The organism is Armatimonadota bacterium (assembly GCA_013314775.1).
Lineage (GTDB): Bacteria > Armatimonadota > Zipacnadia > Zipacnadales > JABUFB01 > JABUFB01.
On record JABUFB010000016.1, the window covers coordinates 42,130 to 59,828 of the forward strand.

Below are 17,699 nucleotides of genomic sequence, written 5' to 3' on the forward strand. Positions count from 1 at the left end.
TTTCCTCATCGCCAAGACCCGCGTCAGGCGCAGATAGCACAATCTGCGCGCGGTTTTTCAGGCATGATGGTTTTGATGCCGCCCGACGTTGGGGTGGCTTTTTTTATACCACCGAGCTTTGGAGTCTGCCGGGCCGGCCCGGCTTTGGGAGAGTGATGAGCAGTGACACGCGTGGGCATTTTCGGAGCCGCCGGCTACGGCGGGATCGATCTCATCCGTATGCTCCTCAACCACCCGGGCGTGGAAGTCACTTATCTCGGCGGGGCAAGCACCGTCGGCCAGACCATCGCCGACATCTACCCATTCCTCACGGGCACCTTCGAAATGCCCATCGAGGACAGCACCGTGGATGTCGCGGCGGAGAAGGCTGACGTGCTTTTCTTCGCTTTGCCCCATGCAACCGCGACCTCAATGGTCGCCCAAGCCCTTGAAATGGGGAAGAAGGTCATCGACTTTTCCGCCGACTACCGCCTCAAGGATGTCACCACCTATGAGTCGTATTACGAACCCCACCCCTGCCCCGAACTGATTGGCCGCGCGGTATACGGCCTGCCCGAGTTGCACCGGGCCGAGATACTCCAGACCGACCTGGTGGCTGTGCCCGGGTGCTATCCGACCAGCGCGATACTCGCTCTCGCACCCGCCGTGAAGAGCGGGATCATCGAAACTCAGGGCATCATCGTGGACAGCAAATCCGGGGTCAGTGGCGCGGGCCGCAGCAAGCTCACTCTCGGCACCCATTTCGCCGAGGTGAACGAGTCCGTACATGCATACTCGGTGGCCGCGCACCGGCACACGCCGGAGATTGAGCAGGAACTTGGGAGCCTGGGCGCCGATGTGTGCGTCACTTTCTCCCCGCACCTGATCCCCATGAACCGTGGAATCTTGAGCACCTGCTATGCCACTTTGAAGCAGCCGATGACCGCTGCCGAGGTCCTCGATCTTTACAATGAGTTCTACTCCGGCGAGCCCTTTATCCGCGTTCTGGCTGAAGGCAAGCTGCCGCGCACCAAGGACACTACGGGCTCCAACCGTTGCCATATTGGGATCGTGGTGGATGAGCGCAACCAGCGCCTGGTGGCGGTCTCCGCCATTGACAACCTCACCAAAGGCCTTGCCGGCGCGGCCCTGCAGTGCTTGAACCTGATCACGGGTCAGCCTGAGACCACCGGGCTGGAGTTCCCGGGTCTGTGGCCGTGATAGCTCACGTGGACAACAACGCGATTTCGGAGGCGCGCAATGTCTGATCTGAAGATTATCGACGGTGGCGTACTGGCAGCGAAGGATTTCGTCGCGGCGGCTATGAACTGCGGCATCAAGGAAGAGGGTGTTTTGGACCTGGTCCTGATCCACTCCCTGCGACCTGCCGCAGCCGCAGCGACACTCACCCAGAACCGCTTCCGCGCGGCGTCCACATACGTCACAGAAGAAGCCGTCGCAGACGGCAATGCGCAGACCATCGTGGCCAATTCGGGAAATGCGAACTGCGCTACCGGGCAGCAGGGCATGCTGGACGCCCGACGCATGGCTCAGCTGGCGGGTGAGGCAACCGGCGTGGAAGCCTCCGAGGTCATCGTCTGCTCTACCGGCTCCATCGGCAAACCACTGCCCATGGATAAGCTTGAAGCAGGGATCCCGGCTCTCGGCGCGCGACTCGGCCGCGAGGATCCCGAGACCATTGCGCGGGCGATCATGACCACCGACACCCGCCCGAAAATGTCCGCCGTGGAGTTCAGTGTGGGCGGCGTCCTCTGTCGCCTTGGAGGCATTGCCAAGGGTGCGGGAATGATCTGTCCAAACATGGCGACGATGCTCTGTTTCATCACCACCGACCTGGCCATCGACGCCAGCCTGCTCAAGGACACCCTCAAGTGGTGTGTGGAGCGCAGCTTCAACTGTATCAGCGTGGATGGCGACATGAGCACCAATGACACGGTGGCGATCCTGGCCAATGGCGTCGCTGAGAACCCCACTCTGGTGTACACTGAGGACCCCGGGTACGAGCATTTCAGGGCCGCCCTGGCCCACGTGACCCAGGACCTCGCGCGCCAGATCGCTTTCGACGGCGAGGGCGCATCCAAGTGGCTGACCATCCACGTCCAGGACGCCGAGAGTTTCGAACAAGCCCGCGAGATGGGCAAGGCCATCGCGAACTACAATCTGCTGAAGACCATGCTGTACGGCGAGAACTTCAACTGGGGCCGCATCGCCGCCGCAATGGGGGCAACATTGATAGACTTCGATCCGGCGAAGGCCTTCATTGAGATGCAGGGCATCACCGCGTGGCGCAATGGAGAGCGGATGCCCATTGACCGGGCCGCAGCGGATCAGACGCTGAAGGACCGCGAGATCGAGATCCGCGTGGGACTGGGCACTGGCGACAAGGAAGCAACGGTGTGGAGCTGCGATTTCACACCGGACTATGTTGAGCTCAACAAACACTAGGGCGGGATAGGAGCCCGTATTGCGATGGAGCGAACCATGGACGAGCTTCAGCACACAGCGAACACGCTGATCGAGGCGCTGCCGTACATCCGCAAGTGGTCCGGGAAGACCGTTGTCATAAAGTATGGCGGACACGCCATGACCGACGATGCCCTGAAGCGCAGCGTGGCTGAAGACATCGTTCTCTTGCACTATGTGGGCATCAATGTGGTGGTAGTGCATGGCGGCGGCCCCATGATCACCAGCATGATGGACCGCCTTGGCTGCGAGGCCAAGTTCGTGTGTGGCCTGCGCGTCACCGATGCCGAGACCATGGACGTGGCCCAGATGGTGCTGGTGGGTCTCATCAATCAGGAACTCGTGTCGCTCATCAATACCTGCGGCGGCAAAGCGGTGGGGCTGTCGGGCAAGGACGCCAATCTCCTGCGGGCCGAGAAGCTGATTCACCCCGAAGGCGACCTGGGGTTCGTGGGGAGGGTCGTCGCCATAGACCAGTCGGTGATCAATTCCCTCACACGCGATGGGCACGTAGTCGTGGTATCGTCAGTAGGTGTTGGAGCCGAGGGCGAGAGCTACAATATCAACGCCGACACAGTTGCGGGGGAACTCGCGGGTGCACTCCAGGCCGAGAAGCTCATTACCCTGAGCGATGTCAAGGGCATCTTGCGCGACGTGAACGATGAAAGCTCTCTCATCAGCCGCCTGGAACTGGACGAAGCGCGTGACCTGATGAAATCGGACATCATCAGCAAGGGCATGATCCCGAAAGTGGAAAGCTGCATCCTGGCCCTGGAGCGCGGGGTGAAACGTGCGCATATGATCGACGGGCGCATCCCGCACTCGATCCTGATGGAGCTTTTCACCGACCAGGGGATCGGAACCATGATCGAGGGCGACCCCTCGCTCTGGTGCAGGGAATAGCGCCTGCGGGCCGTCTTGGGTCGGCGCGAAAGGCAAGACTGGCCGTCCGGCCTTTTGCATTGGGCCACCGGCATCCGAGTTTGCGTCGTTGCGAAGTCAGTGCCTGTACCATGCGCCCTTTCCTTCATCGGTCCCCGAACCGGGCACAGGCACCCGGTCTCTTGCCGTTCCAGCCATCATGCCGTGGGGAGCAGACTATGGACACCCAGCAGATCATTGACCTGACCGACCGGTACATCATGCACACCTACGGCCGCCAGCCCGTGGCTTTCGTGAGGGGCCTCGGGGCGAAGCTCTGGGACGCCGAGGGCCGCGAATACCTGGATTTTGTGGCGGGAATTGCGGTGCTGGCCGTTGGGCATAGCCACCCAAAGATCGTTCAGGCTATCTGCGACCAGGCCGGGCAGATCATGCACACGTCCAACCTGTACCACGTGCCCCAGCAAGCCCTGCTTGCACGCCGACTGTCGGAGCTGTCCTTCGGTGGCAAGTGTTTCTTCTGCAATAGCGGCGCTGAGGCCAATGAGGCGGCTATCAAGCTCGCCCGCAAATGGGCCGGCATCAACCGCCCGGACATTGAGCCGGACCGTCGCACCATTCTCACAACACTCAAGTCCTTCCACGGCCGCAGCGTCACCACCGTCACCGCCACCGGACAGGAAAAGTATCAGAAGGGCTTCGAGCCGCTCGCGCCGGGCTTCGATTATTTCGAGTTCGGCAACCTGGCTGATCTGCGTGCCAAGCTCACGCCTCACGTCTGTGCCGTGATGATGGAGCCGATCCAGGCCGAAGGCGGCATGAACGTTCCGCCCGAGGGGTTCCTGGCAGCCGTGCGTGAGCTCTGCGACGAGACGGGCCGCCTGCTGATCTTCGACGAAGTGCAGACCGGGACCGGGCGCACCGGCAAGTGGTTCGCGTACCAGCACGAGGGTGTCGTCCCCGACATCATGACGGTCGCGAAGGCGCTTGGAAGCGGGTATCCCATCGGCTGCTGCATCGCCAAGCCCGACGTCGCCGACTGCTTCGAGCCCGGTAACCATGCATCCACTTTCGGCGGCAGCCACATGGCCTGCGCGGTGGCTCTCGCGACGCTGGACACCATGGAATCCGAGGGAATGCTGGAGAACGCCACTCAGATGGGGCAGTTGCTGGCGGAACTTCTCGCCCCCGGAACGCATCCGGCCATCGAGGAAGTGCGAGGCCGCGGATTGCTTCGGGCGGTGCGTTTCAAGGCCGGAACCGTGGATGCCCGGGATGTCCAGCGCACCTGCTTCGACAGGGGCTTGATCGTGAACGCACTGGGTGAGGACCGCCTGCGCCTTGCACCGCCTCTGAACGTGACCGCGGACGAAGTGCGCCAGGCTGCGAGCACTATCCGCGAGAGCCTGGGGTAGGAATAGGAATGGGCAGTTCCAAGGTCGACCGAGACGGTCGACCCGCGCGTGGGGTTCGTCATGCTCTCCGCACACAACAAAACGGCCCTCGGATAACCTTCCGAGGGCCGTGTGCGTATGCTCATCCCGGCTTCGCTACTTGATCCGCTTGTTGATCCCCAGCATAAACACGTCATCGCTCACGCTGTTGCTCTCAGTGTACATCCACTCGGCGAAGATGGACATGTCATTCTTGAGGAACAGCTTCGCGCCGAGGCCGCCGGCCCAGAGGAAGTCGTCATCCGCACCGCGAGCGCGCTCGGAGGCGCTGTCAATGAACCGGTAGCCAACACCCGCGGAAACATACGGGAAGGCCTCCCCCAGGGGGTCACCCAGGTGGTAGGCACCGTACGCGAAGAAATCCTGGGTATCCTCATCGCCGCGCCAGCGCAGGCCGAGTTCGGTCTCGTTAGTGATGAAGGTGCCATACCCCAGCATGAGCTGGAAGTCTTCCTGGATGGCGCCGTCATCGGGAAGATAGGCACCGGCGACGGTGATCATGCGTGCGCCTTTCTCGATCTTCGGCGCATCCTTGGCTGGGTCCATGTACCACTTTTCGGCGCAGGCGACACCGGCGAGAGACATCAGAAGGCCCAGAAGCATCACAGACAGCAGTACGCGCATGTGTCATGTCCTCCTTCGGGGTGGGGCGGCGTGGGTCGTCGCCCCGCCGCCGTCCTGGCTGCGATTCGGAACCGGCAGCCCGGTCCCGGCCGGTCTGCGCCGATCAGACGGCGCCCTATGTGCCCTAGAGCGGCGTCCGGGCCGATGCGCCGAAGCCCAGTTCGCCGTCGATCAGGCCGACCTCAAGCGCCACAAGCGGAGTCGGGAAATACCGCAGTGCGGCGTTGAAATCCTCAGTGTCGTACTCCACCTGCAGCAGGGCATTGCGGACCGGCACGAACTCGATGCCCGCGAAGAGGCCGTCCATGCCGCCGAGCTTGAGATCACCGTTCTTCGTGGCCCGCTCGCTCTCGGCAAAGCCGACGTGCGCCTTCAGCCCGGAGATCCCCGCGATCTTGGCCACGTCGAGGTCCATGCTGGCAACCAGATAGAAGGAGCGATTCACGGAATCCGCTACGTCCCAGACCCCCACCGCGATATCTGGCGCGGCCTTGATGCCACCCAGCCAGCGGGACAGATCCAGCGCGTACTTCCCGTTCACGATGGTCTCATTGGTGTAGACCTGATTGGTCGCACCAAAGGCGGGGGCCACGTCCTGGATGCGCGCCACACCAAGCTCGAGGTTGCTGGCCAGCGCTACATTGGCATTGTAGACGGTCTGGGTTTCGTCGAAGTCGATCCGGTGCACGCCCCCGTTGATCTTGAGCGGCGGAGTGATCATTGCCGACGGGGTGTACACGAGGCCGGTAGAACCATACCACGAGGGCTGCGACAGGGTCTCGGGACTGCTGACGCCCCAGTCCGCCAGGGGGATAGTCTGTGCGCCGGCTGCGGTTGCGAGTGCGAGTAAGATCAGGCAGCTGACATGCAAGCGCATCGAGTCCAACTCCTTTATTGCACCGAGGCGTCTCGAACTGTTGAGGGGCCATCAGACCCACGGCGAAAAGTATACCGCCGGGCAAGGACAGCGTCAAGCGCGCCCGGCACCGCACCAGGACCATCGATCTCGTGGGGTGCGTGCCGGCTAAGGCCGAATTCGCGTTCAGTGTGCCCTCCGCCCTGATCCGTTGCCCCACAGCCGGCGGAAAGGGCGACAGCCTGCAGCGGGGAGCGGAAGCCTTCAAATTGCGGCCCCCCCTTGGGCCTTGCGCCCCCGAAGGGTGGCGACAGGCCGTTCCCCGTGCACCGCGGCCTGTAGCACCACCGCACTGCCCCAAGATCGCGGGCATCCGTCGCCGGCCACACACGACGCAGGCATGCCTCTGACAAAGCCGAAGCTCCTGGCCACCGCACCTGATTAGACAGGCTGGCGGCCCGACTGTTGCCGCCTTCACCACGTCGTCCCAAACCTTCGCTTGCCTGCCCCCGCTTCATAATCTATACTTCAGTTCGGAAAGTGGCGAGCGCGCCAAACGGCCTTCCCGCAGGGAGACATGCCCTGGGTGCGCCGCCTGTCACGGAGGCATGAGGCCCCTCGCGGCCCCCAAGCAGCACCGGCGGGCCTCATGGGTGGGATAAGTCGCTGGTTGGGAGACCCATGAGCGAAGTTCACGAATCGATCACTGACGACATACAGCAGTTCCTCGAGATAGTTCCACCTCGCGCCCTGGACCGTCTCAAGGCCCATCCCCGTCTGCACGACCTCGTGGAGATCGTCGTCGACCTGGGCAGGCCGATTGAGGCCAGATTCTCGCAAGGGTTCGAGTACATCACCGACGACGCGGCCACGCTGGAAGACATCCGCTTTGTGGTGGACCGCGTGGGTGAGTTCGACCGCGACAATCGCGCCGGGATCGAGCGAACCCTTCATCGCATCGCCGCCATCCGCAATCGTCTGGGCCATGTAGTCGGGCTCACGTGCCGCGTGGGGCGCGCGGTGTTCGGCACAATCGACATTATCCGCGATATCGTGGATACGGGCCGCAACATTCTCCTGCTGGGCAAGCCCGGCGTGGGGAAGACTACGCGACTGCGCGAAGTCGCCCGGGTCCTTGCGGATGAAGCCCAGAAGCGGGTCATCGTGGTGGACACGAACAATGAGATTGCCGGCGACGGGGACATTCCTCACCCCGCCATCGGCCATGCGCGGCGCATGCAAGTGCCGAACAATCGCCAGCAGCACGATGTGATGATCGAGGCCGTGGAGAACCACATGCCCGAGGTCATCGTGATCGACGAAATCGGCACCGATGCCGACGCTGCCGCCGCCCGGACCATCGCCGAGCGCGGGGTCCAGCTTATCGGCACCGCACACGGGACTAGCATCACCAACCTCATGTCCAACCCGACCTTATGCGACCTGGTGGGCGGCATCCAGGCGGTGACCCTGGGAGACGAGGAAGCCCGGAAGCGCGGGACTCAGAAAACCGTACTTGAGCGCAAAGCGCCGCCGACCTTTGACACGGTCATTGAGATCGAGGACCTGAACAAGCTCGCGGTGCATTACGACGTGGCCACCGACGTGGACCGCTTACTCCTGTCCCAGCCGGTGAGTGTGGAGGTGCGGGAACGCGGGGCTAATGGGGAGACGCAGAAGAGCCGCCGCACGTCGGAATCAGCTATCCAGACCGAAGGCCCTTTCACCGATACGGACTTCATGGGCGCTATCTTCCCCGACCAGGAGTTCCGCATAACCGAGCGCGAGACGCCCGCGCGGGTGCTGGAGCGCAACCAGCCGCTGCGCCACGTGTACGCGGTGGGACTCGGTCGTCGCAAACTGCAGCGGGCCATTCACGAATGCAAGGCGCTCGCGGTGCTGGTCACGGAGCCCGCCGAAGCGGATATTATCTTCGCGCTGGAGGGCGACCGCGACACCCGGCATATCGTGGCGATGGCCGAAGACGCCGAGATCGTCATGGTGCGCAGTGACACGTACACCCAGATCTTCGAGGCCGTGCGGCAGGCTCTCGGCGAGCAGCAGGTCGGGCGCGAGGAATTGGCGATTCGCGAGGCCGAAGATGGCGCACGGCAAGCTCTTGTGCAGCAGCGCGTGGTGGAGTTGCTCCCGCAGAATCCTTACTTGCGCCGTCTGCAGCACGAGATAGCCAGCCGCCACCAGCTTGATTCGCGCTCTGTCGGCAAAGAACCCCGGCGCCGCGTGCGCATCTTCCCGCGACAGGTGGCCCAATGACCGGGCGCTTTGTCGTGATCGACGGGGGAGAGGGCTGCGGCAAGTCCACTCAGATCCAGCTTCTCGCCGAGCACCTGCGGGCTCTCGGCCATGTGGTCAGGGTTACTCGCGAGCCGGGGGGAACCCCGGTGGGCGAGCGCATCCGCGCCCTGCTCCTGGACCCAGCGCACCCGGAGATGGACCCGATTACCGAGGTCCTGCTGTTCTGTGCTTCGCGGGCCCAGCATTGCCGCGAACTGATCCTGCCGGCTCTGGAACGCGGCGAGATCGTGCTCTGTGACCGATTCTCCGAGTCTACCGCCGCATATCAGGGATTTGCGGGCGGGTTGGGCTTCGACATCGTGAGCCAGGTGAACGATGTTGCCACCGGCGGACTGGAGCCTGACCTGCTGGTGATCCTGGACCTCGACCCGATAGTCGGCCTGCGACGGAAGGCCGGCGAACATGCCCACAACGCCGACCGCATTGAGCAGCTGTCGCTGGACTTCCACCAGCGGGTCCGCGAGGGCTTCCTGGAATACGCGCGGATGTACCCCGGCTTCACACGTATTGTGGATGCCTCGGCGCCGGCGGACGTAGTACATGAGGTGCTACGGGGGTTGGTGGCTGAACTGCTGCAAAGTTGATTCGCCGTGAGTGAGCCGGGCAATCGGGCCTGGCAACCCTTTGTCCCTGCGCTTGCGTCGCTTCCAGCCGCGACCAAGGACAGGGCCTGGTCGCCCCCTATGGCGAGGCGGGGTGAAGCTCCCGCCCGTCATCACTACGCAATTGCCAGGCACCAACTGAGAGCCATGTCCTTCTCGAGCATCATCGGTCTCGAACAACCCATCGCCGTGCTGAGCCGGGCGATCCAGTCCGGGCGGGTCTCCCATGCCTACTTGTTCCACGGGCCGCCCAGCATCGGCAAGACTCTCCTGGCGCGGGAGTTCGCAAAGACCCTCAACTGTGAGGCCACGCTGGACGGTAGTGTGGATTGCTGCGACGTGTGCTCCAGCTGCACGCGCATCGACCGCGACGCCCATCCTGATGTGCATCTCGTCCGGCCCCTGGCGAAAGTGCAGGCCGATGAGGAGGACGGGGGTGCGGATGTGGTCATTGAGGGCGCGCTCATCACCACCGACCAGATCAAGGACGTCGTGGTGGACGCGAACCTCAAGGCGACCCAGGCGCGGCGCAAGGTGTTTATCATCAGTTGCGCCGAAGCAATGAACCCGCAAGCCGCCAACCGCCTGCTGAAGACCCTGGAGGAGCCGCCGCCGGGTACCACGTTGGTTCTGACCACCCAGAATCTGTCCACGCTTCTGCCCACGATTCTGTCGCGCTGCCAGATGATCAAATGCCAGCCTCCGGCGCTGTCCGAAGCCGGGATGGCGCTGATTGCGCGTTACCCGGAGCGCGATCCGGGGCTGATCCGTTCGGTGGTCGCCCTGTCCGGCGGGCGCATAGGTTGGGCGCTGAACCTGCTGCAGCACCCGGCGGCGCTGGAGTTACGGAATAACCTGCTGGACACCGCCGCTTCATTGCCCAAACGGGACTGGTTCGAAGGCATGGCGTTGGGAGAGAAATTGATCCAGGCCGCCGAAGAGTGGTGGCTTGCCACCGAAGAGTCGGAGTTCGCCGAGAAGGCCCTCAAAGCCAGCCGCGATCGGGTCTGCCGCACGCGCATGAACGAAGTGCTGAACATCCTGCTCACGTGGTTCCGCGACCTTGCCCTGCTCACGTCCGGCGGGCCCAACGACCTGCTCATCAACGCCGACCGGTCCGAACAGCTGGCCGCAGTTGCCTCCCGCAGCAGCCTGAGCCGGGTGAGCGAGGCCTGCCGGGACATTGAGCAGGCGCGCAGGGAGTTCCGGGGCAACGCGAACCTGCGCCTTACCGCCGAGGTACTCGCATTCAAGCTTATCCGCGCCTCCCGCTGATAGTGGAGGCGGTCAGGGGACAGTACCGTGACTTCGCGCAACCATGAACGCGGACTTACCGCGAGCCAGAAACGCACCTTGCTTTGGATGCCCGCCGTTGGCCTGTGGCTTGTGCTTTTTCTGGTCGCCAAGAACCCCGAAGGCGGGCGTGACTGGTCCAGCCTTCTGCTTCTTGGAGCATTCGGCACCGTTGCCTACGTGATCGTATGGGCCGGTCTGATGCGTCTTACAGATGCAAAGAAGAGAGCGGCGGAGAAAGGGACCGCACCGAAATCCCGCGCGGAAGCGATTTACGGCCCGAAGCACGCGGACGAGGCGGATGACTCGGGGGCATCGGACGAGTAGTCGTGGGCGTTGCTGGACTGACTGGCGACTGCGGGTGGTCGCGAAAGAGTGCCTGTACCCAGGCGCCGCCGGCGTGCCGATGCCCCGAACCGGGTACTGGCACGCATGTCGCAGACGGCAGCGAAGCGCCATGCCAGTCCCCGGGTTTATCCGCCTTCAGGCTTCGCACTCCCCAAGACCAATTCCGCCCCATGATGGGCATGTAAAATGGACGAACGAACCCTACGCGTACTGGAATACGACAAGATCAAGGCGATGCTGGCCGCCTGTGCGGCATCGTCCCTGGGCAAGCGCCGCGCCGAAGCCCTCCAGCCCCGCACTGACCTGCGCTGGATTGAAGACCGCCTCGCTGAAACCACCGAGATGCGCCGCCTCATGGAGCGCTTCGGACAGCCGCCTTTCGGCGGTCTGACTGACGTCAGCGAATTCATCGCCCGCGCCCGGGTTCAAGGGATCCTCGACCCCGAGGAACTCCTGCGAGTCAGCGACTTTCTGCGCTGCTCCCGCCGCATGCGCGAGTACCTGGAACGCGGAGCCGATCTTGCCCCACGCCTGGCACTGCTGGGCGACAGCTTGATCGCGCGCCCCGAGATTGAGGACGAGATTACCCGTTGCGTCGACGATAACGCCAACGTCCGCACCAGCGCTTCGCCCGAGCTTCAGCGCCTCAGCGCCCAGGCGGAGATACTCGAGCGCCGGGTGCGTGATCGCATCGAGAGCATCTTGCGCCGGGAGACCGACCGAGGCACGCTGCAGGAGCCGGTGATCGTCCAGCGCGAGGGCCGTTTCTGCCTGCCTGTCCAGTCCGGCGCGCAAGGGCGCTTCAAGGGCATCATCCACGACCGTTCCGACAGTGGCGCCACTGTGTTCATGGAGCCGCTGGAGGTCGTCGAGGTCGGCAACGAACTGCGCGAGACGTACCTGCGTATTGAGGACGAAGTCGAGCGCATACTGCGAGACATCACCGCGCGCATCGGGTCATTCGCGTCGGAGCTCGATGAGAACCTCCGGGCGCTGGGGGTCGTGGACTTCATCGGCGCACGGGCGTCCCTTGCCGCGAAGATGATGGCCAATCCCGCGAAGATCATCCCCACGGCACGGATGAACCTGCGCGGCGCGCGGCATCCCCTGATCCAGGGCAACGTGGTCCCGCTAGACATCTGGCTGGGCGACGAGTTCACGACCCTCATCATCACCGGCCCCAATACCGGCGGAAAGACCGTCACACTCAAGACCGTGGGCCTGTGCGCATTGATGACCCAAAGCGGCCTGCACATTCCTGCCGATCCGGGCTCGGTCATGCCGGTGTGGGAGTATGTCTATGCGGACATCGGCGATGAGCAGAGCATTGAGCAGTCCCTCTCCACTTTCAGCAGCCACATGACCCAGATCGTGAAGATCATCAACCGCATCCAGGCCCACAAACGCCGGACTAGTCGCGCACGCGCCGAGGAAAACGACGTGCGCGCCCTGGTGCTTCTCGATGAATTGGGAGCGGGCACCGACCCCACCGAAGGCGCTGCTTTGGCCAAAGCGATCCTCACGGAACTACACGAATCCGGCTGCCGCACCCTCGCAACCACGCACTACAATGAGCTGAAGGCCTTCGCCTACTCCACGGAGGGGATGCAGAACGCTTCCGTGGAGTTCGACGTGAAGACCCTGCGGCCCACGTATCGCCTGCGAATCGGTCACGCGGGCTCCAGCAATGCATTCGAGATCGCTCAGCGGCTTGGGCTTGCGCGGAGCATCGTCCGCCGGGGTCGCGCGTTTCTCACCGACGAGCAGTACCGGTTCGACCAGGCGGTCTCCGAAGTGGAGCGCCAGCGCCGGGCCCTCATGGACCAGACCCGCGAAGCGGCATCCACCCAGCGTGACCTGGAGCGATTGCGCGAACAGTACGAGAAGGACCTGGCGAAGCTTGAGGGCAGGCGGAGACAGGCACTCGAGGAGGGGTTCGCTGAAGCCGAGGCCATCATCCGCCGGGCCGAAGAGGACGCACGCCGGATCATCGCCGAACTCCAGAGGCAGACGCGGCAATCCAAGCTCACCCAGCAGGGGCGGGAGGAACTGGCCGAACTGCGCCGGGCTACCCAGCGCAAAGCAGCGGAGGCCCTGGAGCGCATGGCCCCTCAGAAGCCTGCGGAGGAAGAAGAACCGGGGCTGACGGAGGTCCTCATGGGGGATACGGTGCACGTGGCATCCCTGGGCAAGGACGGCGTGGTCACCGAGATCCCGAAGGACGGAGTGGCGCGGGTTCAGGTGGGCAATCTCAATATCGAGACGCCCTTCGCGAACCTGCGGCCTGCCCATCAGCCCCCGGATCGCGCAGCCGAGGAGCTTGCCCAGCGCATGCAGACCCGCAAGGTATTCTCGGTGCCCCGCGAGATCGACATCCGAGGAGCAACGGTAGACGAGGCGATCCTCGACCTGGAGCGGTATATTGACGACGCGGTGCTGGCGCGCTTCCCGATGGTGCGGATCGTGCACGGTAAAGGCACAGGAGCGTTGAGGCAGGGAGTTCACGAGTTTCTGAAGAAACACAAACAGGTGCGCAGCTTTCAGCTTGCGGACCACGAGTCAGGCGGCGAAGGCGCGACGGAAGTGTATTTTTGAGGCGCCCTGAATCCACCAGCTGACGCTGGTGGCAATCCGCTTCCGCCCCCTGCGGGGGCTGTACGGCGGAGACGGATGCCGCGACGAGTCGGCGGACGCTGGCAAAACGCGCCGGGCTTGTGTCGTTGACCGTGTCCTTCGAGCCCCGACAGGGGCGCGAGCCCTTTGCCACCAGCGTGAGCTGGTGGACACTGGTGAGTTGCGGCGCGGCTGCGGCCTGATCGTCGCCTTGCGCCTTCGAGCCCCGACAGGGGCGCGAGCCCTTTGCCACCAGCGTGAGCTGGTGGGTTCTGGCGTGATCAACTATCCTGACTAAGCCCCGACAGGGGCGACAGAGGGGCGAGTATGCCGGGGGCCTACTCCAGCCTCCACTACCATATCGTGTTCAGTACGAAGGACCGCCGTCCCTGGCTCGCAGACGCAGGCGCGCGGTCCCGTCTCTGGGACTACATTGGCGGCATCCTGAAGAACATCGGTTGCATTCCACTCCGCGTTGGCGGCACCGCAGATCACGTGCATGTTCTGTGCAGCATCCCGAGGACGAGAGCCGTCGCAGATGCAGTTCGCGACATCAAGGCAAACTCATCCCGATGGCTGCGAGAGGCGTCCCCCGAGCTATCCGGGTTTGGGTGGCAGGAAGCGTACGCGATCTTCACGGTAGGGATCAGCGGGCTTGAACGCAATGCCAGCTATATTGACCGCCAGGAGGAACATCACCGCGTGCGCAGCTTTGATGATGAACTGGCGGCATTTCTCCGGCGTCACGGGATCGAGATGGAGAGGTGGTCTGCCGCCCCTGACGGGGCTCATGAGGGTGATGAGGCGCCCTGAATCCACCAGCTGACGCTGGTGGCAATTCGCTTCCGCCCCCTGCGGGGGCTGTACGGCGGAGACGGATGCCGCGGTGCGTCTTGCGAATGCTGACAGGGAGGCACGGGGCCGTGCCCTTCGCCGTGGCCTTCGAGCCCCGACAGGGGCGCCAGCCCTTTGCCACCAGCGTGAGCTGGTGGACACTGGTGAGTTGCGGCGCGGCTGCGGCCTGATCGTCGCCTTGCGCCTTCGAGCCCCGACAGGGGCGCCAGCCCTTTGCCACCAGCGTGAGCTGGTGGATTGCGGCCCCTACCTCCAAACAAGGAGATGATGTCTTCTATGCTCACCATCGACCGGGACCACGAAGTCGACGCTGTACTCGAGGTCGCCCGCCGTATGTGCGCCGCTGCGCGAACCGCGCCCAAGGCACGCGGCGCTGACAACATCGTCACCGCGATCCTCACCGATGGGCCTGAGAAAGACCGCCTCATGGCCGAGATGAGACGCTATGGAGAGCAGATCGAAGCCCCGTTCTTCGCCAGGGACGCCGAAAACCTGGGCAATGCCGAGGCCTGCGTCATCATCGGCACACGCCTGCAGCGCCTGGGTATTCCGGGCTGCAATCTCTGCGGGTTCAATGGCTGCGAGGAGTGCGCAAAGGCCGAAGCACGGTGTTCGTACAATGCCGGGGACCTGGGCATCGCCCTGGGAAGCGCCGCCAGTGTTGCTGCGGACTGTCGCATTGATTGCAGAATCATGTACACTATCGGCATCAGCGCCGTGAACATCGGGCTGCTTGGGCCGGATGTGAAGATCGCCCACGGCATCCCGCTGTCTGTGAAGGGGAAGAACATTTTCTTCGACCGCAAGTAGGTCTCGCGAAAACCGGTCCGGCAGGTGCCAAATGACATCCAGGGAGATCGTCACTCGCGCCATCGAGTTCGGCCGACCCGAACGCATCCCCATCCGGTTCGGAACCCTCGGGTTGGATGACACCTTCGGTGTGGGCCTTCAGCCGGCTGCGGGCTGGGAACCCATTTGTCCGCGCGCCGACGAATGGGGCGTGGTCTGGACCCCGGCACCCGAGGGCATCACGAACATGGGCCAGCCCCACGGGCACAACCTCACCTCCTGGGACCTGCTGGACGAGGTCCCCTTCCCCGACCCCCACGACGACAACCGCTATGCCGCCATCGAACCGCGTCTCGCCGAGGCCGGGGACAAGTACGTCATGGTCGGCTGCGGGTTCACCTTCTTCGAGCGCATGCACTATATGCGGGGAATGTCCGAGCTTCTGGTGGACCTCTACGAAAACCCCACCAAAGTCCATGAACTGGCCGAACGCGTGATCGCTTTCCCTATCGGCGTGGCGCGGGAGATCGGCAGGCGGTTCCGGGGGCGCATCCACGGCTTCGCGATGACCGACGACTGGGGCACACAGCAGGCGGCCTTCACCAGCCTGCCCATGTTCCGCGAGTTCTTCAAACCCTACTACAAGCGGCTGTTCGCCGCGATCCACGATGCCGGGATGCACGCCTGGATGCACTCGTGTGGCCACGTGAACGACATCGTGGGCGAGTGGATCGACTGCGATCTGGACGTGGTAAACCTGCAGCAGCCCACGAACCTGGGAATCGAGGAGATGGGCCGGCGCTACCGGGGTAAGATCTGCTTCGAGAGTCTGTGCGATATCCAGATGACCCTCCCGCACAAGGGTCCAGACGAAATCCGCGAGGAGGCCCGGATGCTCATCGAGCACTGGGCCACGCCCGAAGGCGGGTTCGTGCTGAGCGACTACGGTGACGGCGCGGCTATCGGAGTGCCCATCGAGAAGAAGCGCATCATGCTGGAGGCATTCATCGAACTCGCGGCGCCGGGGGTCGACGTACCCTGAGGCCGCCGGAAGCCTTTGCTGTCAGTCCACGCGGGTGACACACCGATCGCCGGGGGGCAAGAGGGGTGTGATCTCGGTGTCCGAAGAACTGCCGGGACGCGGTGATGAACTCCGGCAATACCGTCTGGAAGAGCCGGCCGCGGAGGACCCACTGGGGCAACTCTGGCGCGCTCGCCACGTTGTTACCGGCCGAACAGCGTGGGTGAGGGTATTCCGCCCCGGGGTCCTGCGGCCCGATGCCGCCCAGCGCATCAGCCGTTACATGGGCGTCATTGGCAACCCCGCGATTGTCCGTCCGGTGGAAGCTCACCTGGATGTGGGGTGGCCGCACATCATCTTTGATGGTGCGGAAGGCGAGCCGGTCAGCGGGTACCTTGCTGAGGGCCCGGTCCCATGGCCGAACGCGACCGAAATCGCGGCGCAGCTTCTCGAAGGTCTAGCTGATCTGCATGCCCACGGACAGTCTTACGGAGTCGTTCTCCCCGAAGCAGTGGTGGTTACAGCCGACGCAGTCTGCCTGGTGGACACCGGTACGCAGGCCGTCGTGACTGCAGAAGCCCTGGCGCGCCTGCCTTTCGCGGACCAGGTGCTTGGCCCAGATGGCGTATCCTCTCCCGCAGGCGATGTAGCAGCAGTCCGGCATCTTCTTGCCTGGCTGATCGCCGGAAAGCCCGCAGCGTCCCCTGATGAGTCCGTGGCCGCGGAGACCCCCGAGAGCATCCTCAATCTTGGCCAACTGCCTGACTCCGCCGAAGAGGCCGCGGAAGTCTTGCGCAGGATTCTGGCCGAGGAAATGGCTCCACCAGAGGAACCCGAAATGCCCGACGAGGCGGGAGAGCCGCAACAGGCAGGCGAGGCCCCTGCCGACAGTGCGGCACCCATGGCCGACCTGGAGAACCTGACGGGAACGGACATCAGCGTCCTCGAAGTCCGGGTGCTAGAACTTGAGGGGCACCTGAGGGCCCACCCAGAGGATCGGGCGCTGGAGGAAACCATCCTCCGCGTCAAGCGTCACATCGGGCAGACCTGGCTCGAAGCAATAGCCGGCCTGCGCGGGAAGGCCATCCTCACGCTGCCCTATCACCGCGGCGGCGGGTCGTGGATCGCCCCGGCGGTAGGCTCGGCACTGCTCTTCGTGGGCCTGTGGTGGGTGGCCGACACCGTCCTGCGTGGGACGCAACTTGACCCGGGAGTGCGCCGAATCGTGAGCATCGCCGTCCCACTTGCATTCCTGATCGCCGGCGGCTGGGTTGCGCTGGCACTCGGGGTGACCCGCTCCCAGCTTCGTTGTTATGCGCTGGTCAACGAGAACGAGATCATCTGCCACGACGCGCAGAGCATGCGCACCATCGCGCAGATAGCGGCACGCGAGATCCGCGAACTGGCGACGGTGGGTGATCTGCAATCGGGATCGGCGGCAGGACTGGGCGTGAACATCACTCACTGGGATGGCGGCGTCACCCGCCTGCGATTCCTCGAGGGCGCATCTTTCGACAGCCGGGGACCAGCAGCATGATGTGGGTGGGTCGGCTCTCGCAACTCAGGTGATTCCCCGCACGTTT

General features: G+C 63.9%; 15 protein-coding genes. 13 read left to right on the forward strand and 2 right to left on the reverse strand.

Features of this window, described 5'->3' with window-relative positions; translation table 11 throughout:
- The first annotated feature begins 162 nt into the window (after nt 1–162).
- From HPY44_19290 to HPY44_19305, 4 genes are all read left to right on the forward strand, one after another.
- Entirely contained in the window at nt 163–1,200 is a 1,038-nt protein-coding gene (locus tag HPY44_19290) for an N-acetyl-gamma-glutamyl-phosphate reductase (protein NSW58157.1), read from the forward strand.
- A 39-nt stretch (nt 1,201–1,239) separates the two neighbouring features.
- Nucleotides 1,240–2,445 carry a bifunctional glutamate N-acetyltransferase/amino-acid acetyltransferase ArgJ gene (argJ, locus tag HPY44_19295; GenBank protein NSW58158.1) on the forward strand — a complete coding sequence of 402 codons (1,206 nt, stop codon included), beginning with the start codon at nt 1,240–1,242 and terminating at the stop codon, nt 2,443–2,445.
- 36 nt (nt 2,446–2,481) lie between these two features.
- Nucleotides 2,482–3,366, forward strand: a complete 885-nt coding sequence (gene argB, locus HPY44_19300; protein NSW58159.1) for an acetylglutamate kinase — start codon at nt 2,482–2,484, stop codon at nt 3,364–3,366.
- A gap of 197 nt (nt 3,367–3,563) precedes the next feature.
- Nucleotides 3,564–4,760, forward strand: a complete 1,197-nt coding sequence (locus tag HPY44_19305) for an aspartate aminotransferase family protein (GenBank protein NSW58160.1) — start codon at nt 3,564–3,566, stop codon at nt 4,758–4,760.
- A 135-nt stretch (nt 4,761–4,895) separates the two neighbouring features.
- Here the strand turns inward: HPY44_19305 and HPY44_19310 are convergent, their stop codons facing one another.
- Both HPY44_19310 and HPY44_19315 read right to left on the reverse strand, forming a co-directional pair.
- A complete protein-coding gene (locus tag HPY44_19310; protein NSW58161.1) occupies nt 4,896–5,423 on the reverse strand; it encodes an outer membrane beta-barrel protein in 528 nt (175 codons plus the stop codon).
- Nucleotides 5,424–5,547: 124 nt separating this feature from the next.
- Complete coding sequence (locus HPY44_19315) at nt 5,548–6,300, reverse strand: YjbH domain-containing protein (protein ID NSW58162.1); 753 nt, start codon at nt 6,298–6,300, stop codon at nt 5,548–5,550.
- Nucleotides 6,301–6,960: 660 nt separating this feature from the next.
- On the opposite strand from HPY44_19315, the gene HPY44_19320 reads away from it, so the two are divergent.
- From HPY44_19320 to HPY44_19360, 9 genes are all read left to right on the forward strand, one after another.
- Nucleotides 6,961–8,553: an AAA family ATPase gene (locus HPY44_19320; protein ID NSW58163.1), complete on the forward strand. Its 1,593-nt coding sequence runs from the start codon at nt 6,961–6,963 to the stop codon at nt 8,551–8,553.
- The gene (locus HPY44_19325; protein ID NSW58164.1) at nt 8,550–9,179 is read left to right on the forward strand and encodes a dTMP kinase; all 630 of its coding nucleotides are present in this window, start codon (nt 8,550–8,552) and stop codon (nt 9,177–9,179) included. The genes HPY44_19320 and HPY44_19325 overlap by 4 nt, the downstream gene beginning before the upstream one ends.
- Before the next feature lie 165 nt (nt 9,180–9,344).
- Complete coding sequence (gene holB, locus HPY44_19330) at nt 9,345–10,472, forward strand: DNA polymerase III subunit delta' (protein NSW58165.1); 1,128 nt, start codon at nt 9,345–9,347, stop codon at nt 10,470–10,472.
- A gap of 27 nt (nt 10,473–10,499) precedes the next feature.
- The gene (locus tag HPY44_19335) at nt 10,500–10,817 is read left to right on the forward strand and encodes a hypothetical protein (GenBank protein NSW58166.1); all 318 of its coding nucleotides are present in this window, start codon (nt 10,500–10,502) and stop codon (nt 10,815–10,817) included.
- Between the two features lie 207 nt (nt 10,818–11,024).
- A complete protein-coding gene (locus tag HPY44_19340; GenBank protein NSW58167.1) occupies nt 11,025–13,433 on the forward strand; it encodes an endonuclease MutS2 in 2,409 nt (802 codons plus the stop codon).
- A 345-nt stretch (nt 13,434–13,778) separates the two neighbouring features.
- Nucleotides 13,779–14,264 carry an IS200/IS605 family transposase gene (gene tnpA, locus HPY44_19345; protein NSW58168.1) on the forward strand — a complete coding sequence of 162 codons (486 nt, stop codon included), beginning with the start codon at nt 13,779–13,781 and terminating at the stop codon, nt 14,262–14,264.
- A gap of 318 nt (nt 14,265–14,582) precedes the next feature.
- On the forward strand, nt 14,583–15,116 hold the full coding sequence (locus tag HPY44_19350) for a ferredoxin (protein NSW58169.1): 534 nt from the start codon (nt 14,583–14,585) through the stop codon (nt 15,114–15,116).
- A gap of 31 nt (nt 15,117–15,147) precedes the next feature.
- Complete coding sequence (locus HPY44_19355; protein NSW58170.1) at nt 15,148–16,137, forward strand: hypothetical protein; 990 nt, start codon at nt 15,148–15,150, stop codon at nt 16,135–16,137.
- A gap of 76 nt (nt 16,138–16,213) precedes the next feature.
- Entirely contained in the window at nt 16,214–17,653 is a 1,440-nt protein-coding gene (locus HPY44_19360) for a hypothetical protein (protein ID NSW58171.1), read from the forward strand.
- Nucleotides 17,654–17,699: the final 46 nt, after the last annotated feature.